The following is a 17022-nucleotide window of genomic DNA, read 5'->3' on the forward strand; positions in this document are numbered from 1 at the left end:
ATGTGGCGGGCCGGTTCGGTCGGATCGTCGGGCTCGAAGATGATCGCCGTCTGCAGCGCGCGGTCGCGCAGATGCCGGTCGATGCAGTTCACCGAGGCGTTCAGCACCCCATCCTCGAACCATTTGATCGAGACCTTGCCGAAGGTGAAATCGGTGTTCTTCACCTTGGTATAGGGGGTGATCCAGTCGAGCCGCTTGCCTTCGCGGCCCCAGAACGCATCCGGATTCTCGAGCGATTCCCGATACATCTCGAGGTATTTCGCGCCATTCGCATGCGCCGTCTCAAACCCAGCCGGAACCTCCCGAAGCGCCGGTGCGGCGATCACCTGATCTTGAATACCCATCTGTCCCTCCCTCTCTGACGGCGCGCCCTGGGCCTTGGAAACCCGTCACACCCCAAGGCATCATTCCCCTAGGGCAATGTAAAGGGATTGTCACACCCAATGTAATTGTCCATTCCGACTAGAGGATTTTGTAAATTCATTCACAATCCGGCTTGGCGTTTTTGTAAATTTCGTGAATTTCCCGTCCTGTTCACGCCTTCGCGACCAAGGGCGCAGGCCAGGGCGGGACGGCCCGGAATTGCCGCGGCGATCTGCCGCGGCAGAGCTTGCGGCACCCGGATCCGCGACGGATGCCGAATCGTCGCTCAGGCCGCATCCAGTTTGGCCAGCGCCGCCGCGGTGTCGGGGCAATAGCACAGCAGCGGTTCGGTCAGCCCCTGGGCGCGCATCGCCGCCTCGATCGCAGGCGTGGCGCCCAGCACCATCAGCCGCTCGCCCCGGCGCCCCAGTTTCTGCGCCATCTGCCCGATCATCCGCGCCCCGGTGCTGTCGACAAAGCCGACCCCGGAGACATCGAGCAGGATCGCCCGCGGATGGCTGGCGATCCGGTCCAGCACCGAGCCAAGCCGCGCCACAGATCCGAAAAACACCGCCCCGCGCAGGTGATAGGTGACGACATCGCGCCGCGCGGGACCGGCGCTGCGAGCATGCGTCGCGCCCTCGTCCAGCGCGGTCATCTCGGACATGTGGCGGATGAAGACCAGCCCGCCCAGCGCGAAGCCGATCACGATGCCCTCGGCCAGATCGCGGAAGGTGACGACAAGGAAGGTGACGATCAGCACCAGCGCATCGCCCTTGGAAGAGCGGATCAGGGCGGCCATCTCGTGCCGCTCGATCATGTTCCAGGCGACGATCCCCAAAAGCCCGGCCAGCGCGGCCAGCGGAATATAGCCCGCCAGCGGTGCGGCCAGGATCATGAAACCAAGGATGAAGAGCGCATGAAACATCCCCGCCGCAGGGCCGCTTGCCCCGGCGCGGACATTGGTTGCGGTGCGCGCGATGGTGCCGGTGACGCAAAAGCCGCCAAACAGCGCCGCGCCCATGTTCGCCACGCCCTGTGCCACCAGTTCGATGTTCGAGCGGTGCTGCGTGCCCGACATCCCATCGGCGACCATCGCCGACAGAAGCGATTCGATCGCGCCCAGCAGGGTGAAGCTGAAGGCCCAGGGCAGCGCCGTCCACACCGTCTCAAGCGAGAAATCGGGCAGGGCCGGGGCGGGCAAAAGCCGCGGCAGGCCGCCAAAGCGCGACTGGATCGTTTCGACCGGCAGGTTCAGCAGCGTCGCCACCAGGGTGATCGTGGCGATGCCCAGAAGCAGGCTGGGCAGGCGGGGGGCAAAACGCTTGAGCGCCTCGATCAGCGCGACGGTGGCCAGCGCCACCCCCACCGCAGTCGGGCTGACCGTATCACGCGCCGCCCAAAGCGCGGCAAGTTTCTGCAAGATCGGCCCGGGCTCGCCCCCCGCCAGGGTCAGCCCGGCCATATCCTTGATCTGGCTGGCGAAAATGATCACCCCGATGCCTGACGTAAACCCCACCGTGACCGGATAGGGCATGTAGCGGATCGTCGAGCCAAGCCGCAGCACCCCCAGCACCGCCAGCATCACCCCTGAAAGGAACGTCGCCAGCACCAGCCCCGCAACCCCGGTCGCCGTCACGCAAGCCATCACCAGCACGATGAAGGCGCCCGCCGGACCGCCGATCTGGAACCGCGATCCGCCCAGCGCCGAAATCAGGAAGCCGCCGATGATCGCGGTGAACAGCCCGCGTTCCGGCCCCACCCCCGAGGCGATGGCGATCGCCATCGACAGCGGCAGCGCCACGATCGCCACCGTCAACCCGGCCAGCAGATCGGCACGCAGCCGCGCCAGATCGTAGCCCTCGGCAAAGGCGGTGACGGACATCGGTAAAAGGGGCTCGGCCCCGACCCTTGCGGGCAGGCTCTCGTTGCGCATGGCGGCTTCTTCGTTATGGATACGCGGGCAGCAAACAGCGCCGCCATGGCCGCTGTCAAGCCCGATGCCCTCACCATTCGGAGAGCCGATGTCCGAAAACCGAAAAGATCCCGTGCAACCCGCCGACGCCGAGGCCCGCCACCTCGCGCGCGGCCTGATCACCGCCGCCCGCTTTGGCGCCCTGGGCGTGATCGACCCCGAGACCGGCTTTCCTTTCGTCAGCCGCATCGCGCTTGGCGCCACGCCCGAAGGCGGGCTGTGCACGCTGGTCTCGGGCCTTTCGGCGCATTCGCGCGCGCTGCGGGCCGATCCGCGGGTGTCGCTCTTGGTGGGCGAGCCCGGCCCCAAGGGCGATCCGCTGGCCCATCCGCGCCTGACGCTTCTGGCCATGGCCGCGGCCCTGCCCCGGACCGCGGCGCTGTGCGACCGCTGGCTGAGCGATCACCCCAAGGCGAAGCTGTACATCGATCTGCCGGATTTCTTCTTCGTCGGCTTTTCGCTGCGCGCGGGGGCGCTGAACGGCGGCTTCGGCCGCGCCTTTCGCCTTGCCCCCGCGGATCTGACCTGAGGCCCGCCTCAGTTCGGGGTGTCGATGCGGATCACGACGTTGATCTTGCCCTTGGCGGCCTCGGGCCAGGTGACATTGACCAGATTTTTCCCCGCGCCCTGCTCGGCGGTGATGAAGGGCATGCCGCTGACCCGGGCGCCGGCGGCATTGGTGATCGCCCCCACCGCCACCAGGCTTTCGACATGCCGCGCCCAGCCGCCAAAGGGCAGATAGGCCGCGGCATCCGCGCTCCAGACCGATTGCGCGCTCGACTGCGTCACCTGCACCATCACCGGGTTCACCGTCATCTGCGTCACCGCGTTGAAAATGTTGTTCTGGAACGTGATGTTGCGCATCCGCGCATAGTCGAGATCGGCAAAGCTCGTGTCCACCTTCTCGATCCGGTTGATGTTGCCGTTCAGCGCCTTGAAGACGTTGTTCGACACCGTCAGCCCCTGGATGTAATGGCCGCTGCCATAGGGCTTGATCGAGATCCAGGTCACCCAGGCCGCGACATCATCCATGATGCAGGTGTTGCCGGTCATCGTCAGGCCACCGAACGAATATTGCGTGCCGAGGTTCGGGTCGGGCGAATATTCGTTCGTCCATTCGATGAAGTTGTTGTCGATGTAGTTGCCGGTCACCGTCGATTGCACGTTCGGCGTGGTGAAGACCAGCCCCGGCACCCGCGGCCCGTCCACCTGCCCGTCGCCCTGAAACCAGTGGTTGCCCACGATCACATGGCCGGTGCCGTCCAGCACCATCGTCGTGCCGAAGCGCACGAAGCGCGAATCGCGGATCTTCGTGTCATTCGCATTGACATTGACACAGACCGAGGTCCGGTCCCCGACATTGACATCCAGCTCGTTCGACAGAAAGTCGCAGCGGTCGATGCAAAGGTTCTGGCAGGCCCGTCCGATCGAGGTGATGGCGCGGTCCCTCGGCTTCACCATCCAGCAATCGCGCAGCCCGAAGGTTTCGCCCTCGCGCGCCAGCAGGATGCCGCTGGCGATCCCGCCCAGCAGGAACTCGATATTGTCGAGGGTGAACCGGGCCAGATAATCGAAGCCGGAAAAGTCGAGCGCATATTTGTAGCGCCGGAACGTGTAGCTGCGCGTCGCCGAGCCGCCATAAAGCGGTTGCGACAGCGTCAGCTTGGCGGCGCCGATATCGACCGACTGCACATAGACCTCGCGGCCGACGCCGGTGCCGCTCACCCGCGCACCGACCGGGATGTTGGCGATGTTCGACACATTGCTCAGGATCGTCGATTGCGACGTGGAATAGGTCGCGTTCGAGGTGACGGTGACAGTGTTCCACGCCGTCCCGTCGCTGACCGAGATCTGCCCGTTCGCCAGCACGCGCCGGTTCGCCCAGCTCGAGGTGTCGGGCACCGCCGCCTTGACGTCGATCGGCGCGGTCAGATCGACCCGGCGCCCGCACAGGTCGAAGATGTTGTTGTCGGTATAGGACAGAAGCGCCTGCAGGCCCTTCTTCAGCCCCAATTCCTCGTTGCCGAAGGCTTTCGCATAGGTGGGAAAGTCGAAATTCTTCTGCAGCACCAGCCGCGCCGCGGTCGGCATGCTCAGCGTGCCGGTGAAGCGGATCGGGCTGTCGATCGACAGCGACGAGGCGATGCGGTAGCTGCCCTCCGGCACGACCAGGCTGCGCCCATCGGCGGCGGCATCGGCGGCCAGAAAGGCGGCGCGGTCATCGGTGGTGCCGTCGCCCCTGGCGCCATAGTCGCGCACATCGACCACATCCATCAGATCGCGCAGGAAAGCCTCGGTGATATCCTCGATGACGATATCCTCGATCCGCACCACGCCGCCGGTCTGCCCGGTCAGATCCAGCCCGAAATGGCCATAGGCGGGCGCCGTGCCCCAGGCCATGTCGACGCCCGCGCGCGTGCCCGAGCCGACGATCGCCTGCACCGTCACCACCTTGCCATAGGTGGTCAGCGTGACCGGGCTGGCCACCTCGGTCAGCCCGGTCACATGGGCATTCGCGGCGGTCATCGCATAGCCCGCGATCCGCACCGCGCAGAAATTGCCCGACACGGCCTTCACCTTCGCGGTGATGCGCAGATAGACGCCGGGCAGGATCGGCGTCTGCCCCATCCAGCGCAGCTTTTGCGTGCTCTGGGTCTTCACCAGCTCCAGACAGGAGCCGAAATCGGCATCCGCCGGCACCAGCGCGGCATTCGGGGCCCCCGCATAGGTGGCCGAGCCCGCCGTGCCGTTCTCGCTCGACCATTGGCCAAGCCCCAGTTCGAAAGCAGAGGGGGTCAGGTTCACCCCGTCAGTGATCGCGATGTTCATCCGAGACTCCTTCGTGTTCGGCCCGCCCCGCATCGCGGCACGCGCAGACCGGTCGCGGCGCAAACACGCCGCGCGACCGCCCTTGGCGTTCCGCAGGATCGGGGATTTCACCGGGCCCTTGCGCCCCGGCCAGACCAGAACTAGCCGTGAAGATTGAAGAAGATCTGACGACAGCGCGCGCTGCCCGGGCCCCGGACAACGCGCGCAAAAGTCTTGGATATCAGCGGGTTCAGCCCGTGATCAGGCTTTGATCAACCCGCCCGCCAGCGCGGTTTCCATCAGCGCGATGGTTTCGCTCACGCCATAAAGCGCGATGAACCCGCCAAAACGCGGCCCCTGCGATTGCCCCAGCAGCACCTCGTAAAGCGCGGTGAACCAGTCGCGCAGCGGCTCGAACCCATGCGCGGTGCCGACGGCGAAAACGATCGTCTGCAGCCCTTCCGAGGGGTCTTCGAACTGCGCGTGTAGATCGGTCGCGGGCAGCGCCCTCAGCCGCGCCAACAGATCCTCCATCGCCGCGCGTTCCTTGTCCGTGGGCAGCCGGAAGGTCCGGGTCGGCGCGACGAAATCATGGAAATAGCGCACCGCAAAGCCCGCCGCCGCATCCAGATCGGGGTGGGTTTCGGGCGTGGCCTCCGGCGCATAGCGTTTGATGAAGCCCCAAAGCCCGGCCTTGTCGCTTGCCCCCGCCACGCTTGCAAGGTTCAGCAGCATCGCAAACGGCACCACCAGATTGGACTCGGGCGGCTGGCCGCCGTGGATGTGCCAGACCGGGTTGTCGATCTGCTTCTCGACCGGCTGCGTGGCATAGGCGCGCAGCTGCTGGTGGTATTCATCCACCGCTTTCGGGATCACATCCCACCACAGCCGCTTCGCCGTCTTCGGCTTTTGATACATGAAATACGACAGGCTTTCGGTCGCCGCATAGCTCAGCCATTCGTCGATCGTCAGCCCGTTGCCCTTCGATTTCGAGATCTTCTGCCCCTGATCGTCCAAAAACAGCTCATAGGTGAAATGCTCGGGCTTGCGGCCCCCCAGCACTTCGCAGATCCCGTCATAGATCGGCGTGTTGGTCGAGTGGTCCTTGCCATACATCTCGAAATCGACATCCAGCGCGGCCCAGCGCATGCCGAAATCGGGCTTCCACTGCAGCTTCACCTTGCCGCCCGTCACCGGCAGCGTCCATTCGCGGCCGTCCTCGTCGTCAAAGGTGATCAGCCCGTTCTTCGCGTCGACATTCTTCATCGGCACATACAGAACACGGCCGGTTTCCGGGTGGATCGGCAGGAAGCAGGAATAGGTCTGCTGCCGCTCTTCGCGCAAGCTTTTCAACATGATCGCCATGATCGCGTCATAGCGCTCGGCGCAAAGCATCAGCATGTCGTCGAACTTGCCAGCCTTGTAATAGTCGGTCGCGCTGGCGAATTCATACTCGAACCCGAAGGTGTCGAGGAACCGGCGCAGCATGGCGTTGTTGTGATTGCCGAAGCTGTCAAACTCGCCGAACGGGTCCGGCACGGCGGTCAGCGGCTTCTGGATATTCGCGTAAAGCAGCTCCTGCTGCGGCACGTTTTCGGGCACCTTGCGCATGCCGTCCATGTCGTCCGAAAAGCACAAAAGCCGCGTCGGAATGTCCGAGATGATTTCGAACGCGCGGCGGATCATCGTCGTGCGCGCGACCTCGCCGAAGGTGCCGATATGCGGCAGACCCGACGGCCCGTAACCCGTCTCGAACAGCACATGGCCCTTTTTCGGCGGCGCCTTTTCGTACCGTTTGAGCACCCGGCGCGCTTCCTCGAAAGGCCAGGCTTTGGAGTTCATCGCAGCGTCGCGCAGGGTGGTCATGTCAAATCCTCATCCGGGCGCCCCATGCGCCTCGCGCCTGACCTATTGAACGGGGCCTAAAACGTCAATAATTCTTGCGGCAGACCCAGAAAAGGAAACGCCCGTGACCGACACCCTTCCCTCGCTTTCGCCGCAGGATGCGCTCGTTGCCGTGATGGTCGCCGTCTCGGCCTCCGACGCGACGATCCGCACCGCCGAGCTGGTCGCCATCGAGCGGATGGTGAACCACATGCCGATCTTTGCCACCTATGACATCGACCGCATCCGCGTCGTGGCGCAGACGGTCTATTCCCTTTTCGAGGAGGAGGAGGGGCTTGCCGCCCTCTTCGGTCTCGTGCGCGAGGCCCTGCCCGAAAAGCTGTTCGAGACCGCCTATGCGCTGGCTTGCGACGTGGCGGCGGCCGATGGCGTGCTGCACCAGCCCGAATTGCGCATGCTCGAGGAAATCCGCGACGAGCTGTCGATCGACCGGCTGCATGCGGTGGCGATCGAATGGGGCGCGCGGGTCCGTCACGTCAAGCTCTGACGCCGCCCGATGTCGGGCAAGACCCGCATCACGCCGCAAAGCCGATTGACACAGCCCCCGCCCGCCCCCATCTTCAGCAGGCCTTGGTCCTGCGGCACGCTGCCGCGGGGTAATAGGGAAGCCGGTGCAACTCCGGCGCTGCCCCCGCAACTGTAAGCGGCGAGCCTTCTGCAACACCCACTGGCCCCGGCCGGGAAGGGGCAGCAGGCGTCCGAGCCGCAAGCCAGGAGACCTGCCAGGTCAAAGACCATCCCGGGCGGCGGGCCCGGCGGCATGGAGCCCGCGTTCGCGCGGGCCGCGCCTGTCCGCCCTCGGCCCGACACAACGGAGCGGCCAGGCCATGGAACCGAAAGACACGACGACGAACACCGCCTTCAAGGGCTACACGAACAGCACCTGCCCGTTCCTGCCCTGTCATCCGGGGGTGAAACGCGCGTTCAACTGCCTGTTTTGCTACTGCCCGCTCATCGCCTATGAATGCCCCGGCCCCTATCAGACCTACACCGACCGCAACGGCCTGACGCGCAAGGATTGTTCCGCCTGCACCCTGCCCCATGACGGGCACGAGCAATCCTGGAACTTCATCCAGAAATGGCTCGACTATCCGCAGCCCTGGTCCGGCAGACCGCAGACCGAGCCGCCCACCGCCCGCCCCCGTCCGCCGGGATCGACCGATCAGCCGTAAAGCCCGATCAGCCGTAAAGCGTCGCCCAGCGGGTGATCAGCTGGCTTTGCAAGAGCTTCGAGCGCCCGACCCAGCCGCGCGAGCCCTCCGCCTGCTCGGCGTCGCGCGATTGCGCCCGCCGCGCCAGATCGCCGGTGAAGATCGCGAATGTCAGCTCGGTCCCGTCGGGCGCCGAGACATAGCCCGTCAGCGTCGAGACGAAATTCAGCGTGCCGGTCTTCGCATCGACGCGGATCTGCTCGCCCTTGACCTTGCCGCCCGCCTCGTCGCGCAGGTTGAACGGCTTCATCAAGCCCCGCAGCCCGACCTTCGGCCCCAAAAGCGTCACCGCCCGGACCATCTCGATCGGCGCGATCCGGTCGTCGCCGCCAAGGCCCGAATGATCGACGAACCGCGCCCGCGTGCCGCCCAGCCGACCGCTCAGCCAGTCGCTCATCGCCGCCCCCGAGGCGCCGCGCGCCGCATTCGCCCCCCGCGCCGCCGAGGCCGTCATCCCCACCGCCTCGGCGGTGATGTTGGTCGAATATTTCATCATCGAGCGCAGGATCTTCGGCAGCGCCTCCGAGGGCTGGCCGACCAGAACCCGCGCCCCCGCAGGCAGCGCCCGCACCGGCTCGGGGGCGGGCAGATCGATGCCGCGCGCCCGCGCCAGCGTCTGGAACACGTCGCCCGCATAGGCCTCGGGCAGCCGCACCGGCAGCCAGCGGCTGCCCGCCTTGCCCAGGGCGCTTGCCGCCACCGTCCAATGTTCGCGCCCCCCCGCCTGCCGATACTCGAACAGCGGCGCCTGCCGCGGCACCGCCGCCACATCGGCCGTATAGACCTTGGGCACATGGCGCTCAGAGCGCGCATCCATCGCCAGCGCATAGCCGCCCTTGGCGCGTTTCCACTCGAAATGGACGCGGTTGTAATTCAGGATCAGCCCGGAAATCGCCGGGTTGTAGCCCACATGCACCGGCTGATCCGCCGCGATCGCCTCGGCATAGGGCAGCGCGCCGCCCCAGACCAGAAACCGCCCGGTCACGCCGCTGACGCCCTTTTGCGCCAGCGCCGCCGCCAGATCGGCCAGCCCGTCGGTGCTCAGCGTCGGATCGCCGCCCCCCGCCAGGATCAGATCGCCCTGCACCCGCCCGCCCGAGACCGGCCCCGTCGCCAGAACCCGGGTCTGAAAGCGGAACTGCGGCCCGAGCGTCTCCAGCGCATAAAGCGTGGTGATCGCCTTCGCCGTCGAGGCGGGCGCCATCGGCTTCGTGCCGCCGCGCGCCTCCAGCACCAGCCCGGTGCGCGCATCGGCCACCACATAGCCGACATCGCCGCCCAGCCGCGCCGCCGCGATCAGCTCCTCGCCCGACAGCATCCGCAGCGTCGCGCCCTCGGCCCGCAGCACCGCAGGCGCGGCCAGACCGGCCCCCACCCCCAGCATCCCGCCCAGGATCCCCCGCCGCGTCACGTCCATGCCCGTCTCCCTTCCGTTGCGCCGCGCCAATCGCCCCCGGCCCGGATCGCGGACGAGGACAGATCCGACATCGGCATCTGCACGAAACACCAGGCGGGCAAGTCCGCGCAAGCCAGAAGCCGCGCCTGCGCCGCACGAAGCCGTGCGCGGGCAAAGATCTGTGCCGCAGGCGCCTGCCGCGCCACCATCCGATGCCCCGGCCGCGCCAGCACCCCCACCGGCACCGCCGCCAGAATCGACCGCCAGTCCTCCCAGCGGTGGAACTGCGCCAGATTGTCGGCGCCCATCAGCCAGACGAATCGCACGCCCGGATAAAGCGCCTTCAGCCGGGCCAGCGTCTGCGCCGTGTAGCGCGTGCCCAAGCCCGCCTCGAGCCCGGTGACCACCACTTTCGGATCGCGCATCACCCGCCGCGCCCGGGCGATGCGCTGCGCCATCGGCGCCGGACCGCGGGTCTTCAGCGGGTTGCCCGGGCTCACCAGCCACCAGACCTGATCCAGACCGAAGCGGCGCAGCGCCTCGCGGGTGATATGGGCGTGACCGGCATGGGCCGGGTCGAAAGACCCGCCCAGAAGGCCGATGCTCTGGCCGCGCGTGGCGATCGGAAACCCCTGTTTCATGCCCCTGCCCTACCCGATCGGTCCGGGCTGCGCCACCGGCTTGTGACAGCGCCGCGACAGCCGTTCCGGCCTGCGGCTCAGGCCTGCGGCCGCGACCCGAAGCGCAGCGGCGCGATCGTCCAGCGCCCGCGCCCGGCGCGTTTCGATTGATACATCGCCGCATCGGCCTCGGCCATCAGCTCTTCGGCGAGCGCCGGACGGCATTCGAGCGCGATCGCCACCCCGATCGAGGCCGAAATCCGGCAATCCACCCCGTCCAGCCGGATCGGTTCCTCGATCCGGCCGATCAGCCGCTCGGCCATGCCCTCGATCATCGCCCGCTCGACCGGGCCGCGCAGCAGGATGATGAATTCGTCGCCGCCCAGCCGCGCCACCAGATCGCCGCGCCGCACCTCGTCGCGCAGCACATGCGCCGCCCGCACCAGCACCGCATCGCCCGCCGCATGGCCCAAAGTGTCATTGACCTGCTTGAAGAAATCCAGATCGAGATGCAAAAGCGCAAAGTTCCGCCGCCCGCGCGTCGCCGATTTGACCGCATGGGTCAGCGCCGCATCGAAGGCGCGCCGGTTCGCCAGCCCGGTCAGCGGATCCAGCTGCGCCTCGGTCTCGGCCTCGGCCTTGGCCAGCCGCAGCCGCCCGGTCAAGGCGGTCAGCTCGCCCAGAACCGCCGCCTTCGCCTCGGCCAGAAACAGGAATTCCATCGCCAGATCGGAAGCGGCGAAATCCGCCTCGGTCAGGCCGAAATAGCGCACCGCCTCGGAGAGCTGGATGCCAAAGGACAGGTTCACCAGCACATCGGCCTGTTCCCCCGGCCCCAGCGCCACCGCAAGGCCGCGCAGGTTGAACATCGGATAGCGCACCAGCGTCATCACCAGCCGCCGCCCGGTCAGCGCGACGTCGCGCCCCTGTTCGGCGCCCCGGGCCCGGCGCAGGGTGAAGTGCCGGGCGAAATCCCCGCCCTCCGCCGCCCCCGGCCCGACGATCCGCGACAGCGTCGGCCCCATGGCGCGGATCCGTCCGCGCGCATCCAGCCACAGGAACATCGGCATCAGCCGCGCCAGCATCTCGGTGTTCAGCGTCAGCACCGGCTCCGGCGCGAGCGGCGACGCGAGCGGCGGCGCGGCCGCAGGCAGGATCCGGGTCATGGCGCCTCTCCCAGCTCGGGGCGGGCCAGATCGAACTGGCGCGCGACATGATAGGTGGTGAAATGCAGCTCGACCTGCACCCGCTCCACCCCCTCGCGCGGCTCGATCAGGTCGATCAGCACCAGCGCGCCGTAATCGTCGGCCATCGCCCGCATCAGCCCCGCCATCACCGCACCCCAGCCCGGGAACCGGCCCCGCACCAGCAGCGTGAACCGCCCCTGCGCTTCCGATTGCAAGGTCAGTTCCGGCAGTTCCAGATCGGGCAGCGCCATCTGCGCCCGCCCCTGCAAGTCATCAAGCGAGAACAGGAATTCAAGATAATCCGGGCCGCCGAAGCGCAAGAGCCGCCGCAGCGATTCGGTCTGCGCCACTTCGGCGCCGATATCTTCCAGCAATTGCTCGCGGGTCTTGCCGGTCAGCCCCTCGGCCACCGACAAAAGCGCCTCGGTCGTGTCATCGGCATAGGTCAGCATGGCCTCGAACCCCTCGGGGCCAAGGCGCAGACGATCGGCCACCTCGCGCCAGACGGCGCTGCCGTGGTGCTTGCACAGGAAAGCCTGAATGGATTTGTTGACGATGCCGAGCATGGACCCTCCTCGCGCGGACCATAGCGCAACGGCTGTTAACAAACCCCCAATCTGGAAGCGTTTTAAGGCGTCATGCCGACCTGCCAGCGGCCCAGCTGCAGCATCTGCAAGGTCACCGGCGCGGTTTGCGGCCCGGTTTTCGGCATCCCCGCGCGCAGCGCCGCGATCATCTCGGCCACCGACACCGTGTCCTTGTCGCCCAGCACGATCTGCCCGCCCCGGACCCAGTCGCCGGTGTCAAGCCGGTGCAGGACCTGCACGCCATCGGCGCTGAAATACCCGGCCGCATTCAGGAAAACCGCTTCCGGTCCGGGGGTTTGCGGCAAAAGATCGGCCAGGACCAGCGCGCAGCGGCCAGTGCCGCCCCCCGCCGCGACGGCACAGCCGCCCAGATCGGGGGACCGCAGATCCCCCGCCAGCCTCTCGGCCAGCCCCGCGGGCCAGGCCGCCCCCGCAGGCCAGAGCGTCACCGCCGCCCGCAGCCGATCGAGCGCCGGCGCCCCGGTCTCGACCGCATGCTCGAACTGCCAGCGCCCCTCGACCGTCTCCAGCAGCTGCAACCGCGCCCCCAGCGCGGCCTCGTCTTGCGCCCGCAACCGGTCAAGCCCGCGCCGCCCGGCAAAGCCCCAGTCATGCGCCATTTCCCACAGCGGCAGCTGCGCCACCGTCGCCCGTCCCGCCTCGAACCGCGCCAGCTGCGAGCGCACCGCGATCGCCTCGGGCGAGAAGACCGGGCTCAGCCACAGCACGGTCAGCGCCAGGATCGCCAGCGCCATCGCCACATTCGTCCGCCGCAGCGCCGCGCGCCAGCGCCGCCCCAGACCCAGCGCCAGCAGATAGCCCAGCCCGTAGCCCGCCACCACGAAAGCGAGCGCCGAGGCCGCCACCCGCTCCGGCGTCCAGCCGTATTGCGCGATCCGCAAGGCCAGCGCCCAGATCGCCAGCCCCGCCAGCACCGGCACGAAAGCCATCAGCCCGCGCGCCGAGAGGGTCAGGATCAGCCCCTGCGCCGCCTCGGCGTCATCCTCGTCCGCCACGATCGAGATCAGCCCGATCGCCGCGATCGCCGTCGCCAAAAGCGCCGAAGCCGCCGAGATCTCGCCAAAAAGCGCGCCCAGACCCCGCAGCGGCAGCGCCGCGACAAAGACCACCACGACGCAAAGCACAAGCGGCGTCAAAAGCCGCAAAAGCCGCAACAGAAGATAAGGAGAGACAGTGTCCGACAGCTCCGTCACCACCGAGAACGCCAGCCCCAGCACCGCCCCGGACATCAGCCACAGCCCCAGATCGTCGCTCAGCACATCATGCAGCAGCGTCACGTCCACCAGCTGCAACAGCGCGCCCAGCAGCCACAGCACCAGAAGCGCCGTGGCCACGAACAGCCCCGCCGAGACATAGCGCACGACAATGTTCCAGCTCTCGGTGAACAGCACCCGGTAATCGGTCAGCCCGGCCCGCCCGCCAAGCCCGAAGGCGATGGCAAAGGGCACCGGCATCACCGCCAGCACCGCCATCGCCACCCCCAGATGCCCGGTCGAGAGCATCTGCGCCCCGGTCTCGAAGCCAAGCCCCTTGAGCGCGACAAGCCCGCCCGCCGCCGCCGCGATCCCCGCACCCGACAGCGCCGCCCGGCGCAACCCCAGGTCCGGGGCCATCGCCAGCGTCGCGAAAAAGAACGCCCCGGCACAGACCAGCGCCGGCACCGCCAGCCGCCAGGCCTCCAGCCGCTCGAAGGCGTCGAACAGCCCCCAAAAGGCGACCCCACCCAGCATCCCGATCAGGATGAACTGCACCCGACTGCTCATCTGCGCCTCCGTTTTGGCCAGCTTACCCAGCCCCGACGGGATTGGCGAGCCACCCGTCACCGCCCCGTTACCGCCCCGACAGCCAGCCCGCCAGCCCGTCGATCGTCGGCAAAACCACATCCGCCGCGGGGGCCAGCACCTCGGCCGTCGCCGGGCCGGTCAGCACCGCCACCGCCCGCATCCCCGCCGCGCGCGCCGCCGCCATGTCGTGCAGACTGTCGCCCACCATCGCAACCCTTGCGGGTGCAACGCCCAGATGCGCCGCAAAGGCCAGCAGCTGGCCCGGGGCGGGCTTGCCGCCAAAACCGCTGTCATAGCCCGCGATGAAGTCGAAGAAATCGCAAATCCCCTCGCGCTCCAGTTGTGCCCGCGCCGAAGATTCGCTGTCGTTCGTCGCCACCCCCAGCCGCAAACCGGCCCCCCGAAGCCCGCCCAGACAGCGCTCCAGATTGACGGCCGCCACTTGCGGGGCGCGACATGCAGCCGCATCCAGATCCCGCACCAGCGCCGAAACCGACTGCCCGGGCAGATGCGGCGCGATCAGCTCGGCCACCTCCGCCACCGTGCCCGCGATCACCGGCGAGTGGCGCTCGAACCGCCCCGCCGCCAGGTCGTAGCCCAGCACCTGCGCCAGCCGCCCGGCCAGCGTGACATCGCCCCCGGCCAGATCAAAGGTCACCCCCCGCGCCCAGGCCCCCCAGGTCGCGTCAAAGTCGAAAAGCGTTCCATCCTTGTCAAACAGGATCGCAGCGATATCAGACACTTGAAAACCTCACGTCCAGTTGCGGCCCGCCGCGCCATCCAGCACGGCCGCGGCCAGCGCCAGCTCTTCGGACCGCACCGCCAGCGCCTCGGCGCAGGACCGCACCCAGTCATCCTCGCGCAGAAGATGCGCCAGAACCGCGCGCTGCATCGACGGTTGCGCCGCCTCGGCCCGCACCTGCGCCGCATCCGCGCCGCTGGCGCCCAGAAAGGCCAGCCAGACCGCCTCCTCGCCCGCCATCCAGCCCAGCGCGCGGATCGCGAGAATTTGTGCCAAATCCTGCTGCAATCTGTGTCACTCCTAGAATTGAAAGAGTTTGTTAACCTTTGGGTAGCCATGATAGGCTCTGCGGGCGGCAGGTTAAAGGAGCGGAACAGTTCATGGCAGGGAAAATCCTGATCGTGGACGATGTGGCCACGAATCGGATCGTACTGAAGGTGAAGCTCTCGGGCGCCCGGTACGAAACGGTTCAGGCTGGCACGGGACAGGAAGCTCTGCGTCTGGTGACGCTGGAGCTGCCCGATCTTGTCTTGCTCGATGTGCAGCTGCCCGACATCAGCGGCATCGAGGTGTGCCGACGGCTGAAGTCCAACCCGCTGACCCGGAACCTGCCGGTGATCATGGTCACGGCCTTTCCCTCGCCCGAAACCCGGCTCGAAGCGCTGCGCGCGGGCGCCGATGATTTCATCATCAAACCCTTCGAGGAACTGACGCTGCTGGCCCGGTTGCGCTCGCTGATGCGGATGCGCGAAACCGACGAGGAATTGCGGCTGCGCGAAAGCACCTGCCACGAGCTTGGCTTCACCGAGCCGCCGGTGCCCGTGGCCGAACCGCCCGCGGTGATCTGCCTTGTCGCCCCCGACCGCGAAACCTGCGTCGGCTGGAAGGCCGCGATGGCGCGGTTCCTGCCGCAAGACACGCTGCGGGTGCTGGATTACAACGAGGCGCTGACCGCCGCCGCCGAGATGCCGCCGCCCGACGCCTATGTGATCTCGGCCGATCTGGCCCGCCCGGGCGAGGGGCTGCGGCTGATGTCGGAGCTGCGCTCGCGCGCGGGCTCGCGCCATGCGGTGATCTGCATCGCCGTGCGCGAGGGGGCGCGGGAAACCTCGGCGGTGGCGCTTGACCTTGGCGCCTCGGATCTGACGCCGGTGAAGCTGTCCGACCCGGCCTTTGCCGAAGAAGCCGCGCTGCGTCTGCGCACCCATATCTCGCGCAAGCGCCGCCATGACCGGCAGCGCGAACGGGTCGCCGACGGGCTGCGCCTTGCGCTCGTCGATCCGCTGACCGGGCTTTACAACCGCCGCTATGCGATGCCGCATGTGGCGCGGCTGGCCGAACGCTCGCGCCACAGCGGGCGGGCTTTCGCGGTGATGGTGCTCGACATCGACCGTTTCAAATCGGTGAACGACACCTATGGCCATGCCGCGGGCGACCGCGTGCTGATCGAGGTGGCGCGGCGGCTGACGCTGAACCTGCGCCAGGTCGATCTTGTTGCCCGCGTCGGCGGCGAGGAATTCCTGATCGCCATGCCCGAAACCTCGCTGGACGCCGCGCGCGCCACCGCCGAACGGCTGTGCCGGGTGATGGAGGAAACGCCGTTCGAGTTGCATGACGGGCATGCGCTGCGCATCACCGTGTCGATCGGGCTGGCGCTTGGCGGCGGCCATGGCGGCACCGGCACCGTCGAACAGGTGATCAACCAGGCCGACCACGCGCTGATGAGCTCCAAGGCCGAGGGGCGCAATCAGGTCAAGATCTTCAAGCTGCCTGCCGCCTGATCCGGCCCCCCGGGGGCGGGACAGCAAGACCCCCGACCTTGCGGCCGGGGTGATCCCGTCTCACTCCTGCGGCGGCGGCGCGTTGCCCGGTCCGCGCGGGCCGTGGCTGTGGTCCCCAAGGTGTTTCGAAAGCCGCTCCACCCCGCGCCGCAGCCGCTCGACAAAGCGGTCGCGCTGCTGCGGCGTCATCTTCGCCAAGCGCTCGATCATCAGATTTTCGCCGATATCCATGCGCTTGAGCGTGCGCGCCCGAATATCGGCCAGCACCGCCCGGACGCCCTCGGCATCGAAAGGATCGGCCTTCAGCGCTGCCTCAAGCCGGGTGAAATCCGACCGGACCGCCGCCTGCATCGCCTGAAAATTCGCCCCCCGCCCCTCGGCCGCCTGCCGCATCGCCAGCCGGTCCTCGCGGTTGAAGGCGCCCCCCAGCGGCCCGAAGGTCAGTGCATCCGGCCCCCGCTCCATCACCGGCGGCGGCGGCTGCATCCGATGCGCGATCACCCCGCCGACGACGGTGCCCAGCACAAGAAAGTTCACCGTGACCGAGGCGATGAAGGCGAGCTTCATCCAGCCGCGCATCCCCGAGCGGGGCGCGGGATCTTCCGGCGGTGTCGTCGTCTCCGGCTTCATCCTGCACACTCC

Annotated in this window: 16 protein-coding genes and 1 riboswitch; of the genes, 4 read left to right on the plus strand and 12 right to left on the minus strand. The window is 67.7% G+C overall.

Annotated features, from left to right (window positions below; all coding sequences use genetic code 11):
• On the minus strand, positions 1–344 hold a 344-nt coding region (locus tag FBT96_RS18540; RefSeq protein WP_283234950.1), incomplete at its 3' end, for an acetyl-coenzyme A synthetase N-terminal domain-containing protein.
• A gap of 305 nt (positions 345–649) precedes the next feature.
• Entirely contained in the window at positions 650–2248 is a 1599-nt protein-coding gene (locus tag FBT96_RS18545) for a SulP family inorganic anion transporter (RefSeq protein ID WP_249306565.1), read from the minus strand.
• Between the two features lie 139 nt (positions 2249–2387).
• On the opposite strand from FBT96_RS18545, the gene FBT96_RS18550 reads away from it, so the two are divergent.
• A complete protein-coding gene (locus tag FBT96_RS18550; RefSeq protein WP_136909301.1) occupies positions 2388–2867 on the plus strand; it encodes a pyridoxamine 5'-phosphate oxidase family protein in 480 nt (159 codons plus the stop codon).
• Between the two features lie 8 nt (positions 2868–2875).
• On the opposite strand, the gene FBT96_RS18555 is transcribed toward FBT96_RS18550, so the two are convergent.
• A complete protein-coding gene (locus FBT96_RS18555; protein WP_136909303.1) occupies positions 2876–5167 on the minus strand; it encodes a glycosyl hydrolase family 28-related protein in 2292 nt (763 codons plus the stop codon).
• A 240-nt stretch (positions 5168–5407) separates the two neighbouring features.
• On the minus strand, positions 5408–7012 hold the full coding sequence (locus FBT96_RS18560) for a lysine--tRNA ligase (RefSeq protein WP_136909305.1): 1605 nt from the start codon (positions 7010–7012) through the stop codon (positions 5408–5410).
• A gap of 103 nt (positions 7013–7115) precedes the next feature.
• Between FBT96_RS18560 and FBT96_RS18565 the strand changes: the two genes are divergently transcribed.
• Entirely contained in the window at positions 7116–7538 is a 423-nt protein-coding gene (locus FBT96_RS18565; RefSeq protein ID WP_110805910.1) for a tellurite resistance TerB family protein, read from the plus strand.
• Between the two features lie 67 nt (positions 7539–7605).
• A riboswitch (cobalamin riboswitch) is annotated at positions 7606–7792 on the plus strand.
• An 86-nt stretch (positions 7793–7878) separates the two neighbouring features.
• The gene (locus FBT96_RS18570; protein WP_136909307.1) at positions 7879–8223 is read left to right on the plus strand and encodes a cysteine-rich small domain-containing protein; all 345 of its coding nucleotides are present in this window, start codon (positions 7879–7881) and stop codon (positions 8221–8223) included.
• 7 nt (positions 8224–8230) lie between these two features.
• Here FBT96_RS18570 and dacB read toward each other — a convergent pair whose 3' ends face one another.
• The 7 genes from dacB to FBT96_RS18605 all read right to left on the minus strand — a co-directional run bounded on the left by dacB (position 8231) and on the right by FBT96_RS18605 (position 14875).
• On the minus strand, positions 8231–9679 hold the full coding sequence (gene dacB / locus FBT96_RS18575; RefSeq protein ID WP_136909309.1) for a D-alanyl-D-alanine carboxypeptidase/D-alanyl-D-alanine endopeptidase: 1449 nt from the start codon (positions 9677–9679) through the stop codon (positions 8231–8233).
• Entirely contained in the window at positions 9670–10299 is a 630-nt protein-coding gene (locus tag FBT96_RS18580) for a nicotinate-nucleotide adenylyltransferase (protein ID WP_136909311.1), read from the minus strand. Before FBT96_RS18580 ends, dacB begins: the two co-directional genes overlap by 10 nt.
• Positions 10300–10376: 77 nt before the next feature.
• A complete protein-coding gene (locus FBT96_RS18585) occupies positions 10377–11444 on the minus strand; it encodes a GGDEF domain-containing protein (protein WP_136909313.1) in 1068 nt (355 codons plus the stop codon).
• The gene (locus tag FBT96_RS18590) at positions 11441–12031 is read right to left on the minus strand and encodes a heme NO-binding domain-containing protein (protein WP_136909315.1); all 591 of its coding nucleotides are present in this window, start codon (positions 12029–12031) and stop codon (positions 11441–11443) included. Before FBT96_RS18590 ends, FBT96_RS18585 begins: the two co-directional genes overlap by 4 nt.
• A gap of 62 nt (positions 12032–12093) precedes the next feature.
• Positions 12094–13836, minus strand: coding sequence for a DUF4153 domain-containing protein (locus tag FBT96_RS18595; RefSeq protein WP_169583604.1), 1743 nt, complete (start codon positions 13834–13836; stop codon positions 12094–12096).
• A 67-nt stretch (positions 13837–13903) separates the two neighbouring features.
• A complete protein-coding gene (locus FBT96_RS18600) occupies positions 13904–14599 on the minus strand; it encodes an HAD family hydrolase (RefSeq protein WP_136909319.1) in 696 nt (231 codons plus the stop codon).
• 9 nt (positions 14600–14608) lie between these two features.
• The gene (locus FBT96_RS18605) at positions 14609–14875 is read right to left on the minus strand and encodes a DUF3572 family protein (RefSeq protein ID WP_169583606.1); all 267 of its coding nucleotides are present in this window, start codon (positions 14873–14875) and stop codon (positions 14609–14611) included.
• Between the two features lie 104 nt (positions 14876–14979).
• On the opposite strand from FBT96_RS18605, the gene FBT96_RS18610 reads away from it, so the two are divergent.
• A complete protein-coding gene (locus FBT96_RS18610; protein ID WP_023924717.1) occupies positions 14980–16380 on the plus strand; it encodes a diguanylate cyclase in 1401 nt (466 codons plus the stop codon).
• A 60-nt stretch (positions 16381–16440) separates the two neighbouring features.
• Here FBT96_RS18610 and FBT96_RS18615 read toward each other — a convergent pair whose 3' ends face one another.
• The gene (locus FBT96_RS18615; protein ID WP_136909322.1) at positions 16441–17010 is read right to left on the minus strand and encodes a periplasmic heavy metal sensor; all 570 of its coding nucleotides are present in this window, start codon (positions 17008–17010) and stop codon (positions 16441–16443) included.
• Between the last annotated feature and the right edge of the window lie 12 nt (positions 17011–17022).

This window comes from Rhodobacter capsulatus, from assembly GCF_005144475.1.
Taxonomy (GTDB): Bacteria; Pseudomonadota; Alphaproteobacteria; order Rhodobacterales; family Rhodobacteraceae; genus Rhodobacter; species Rhodobacter capsulatus_C.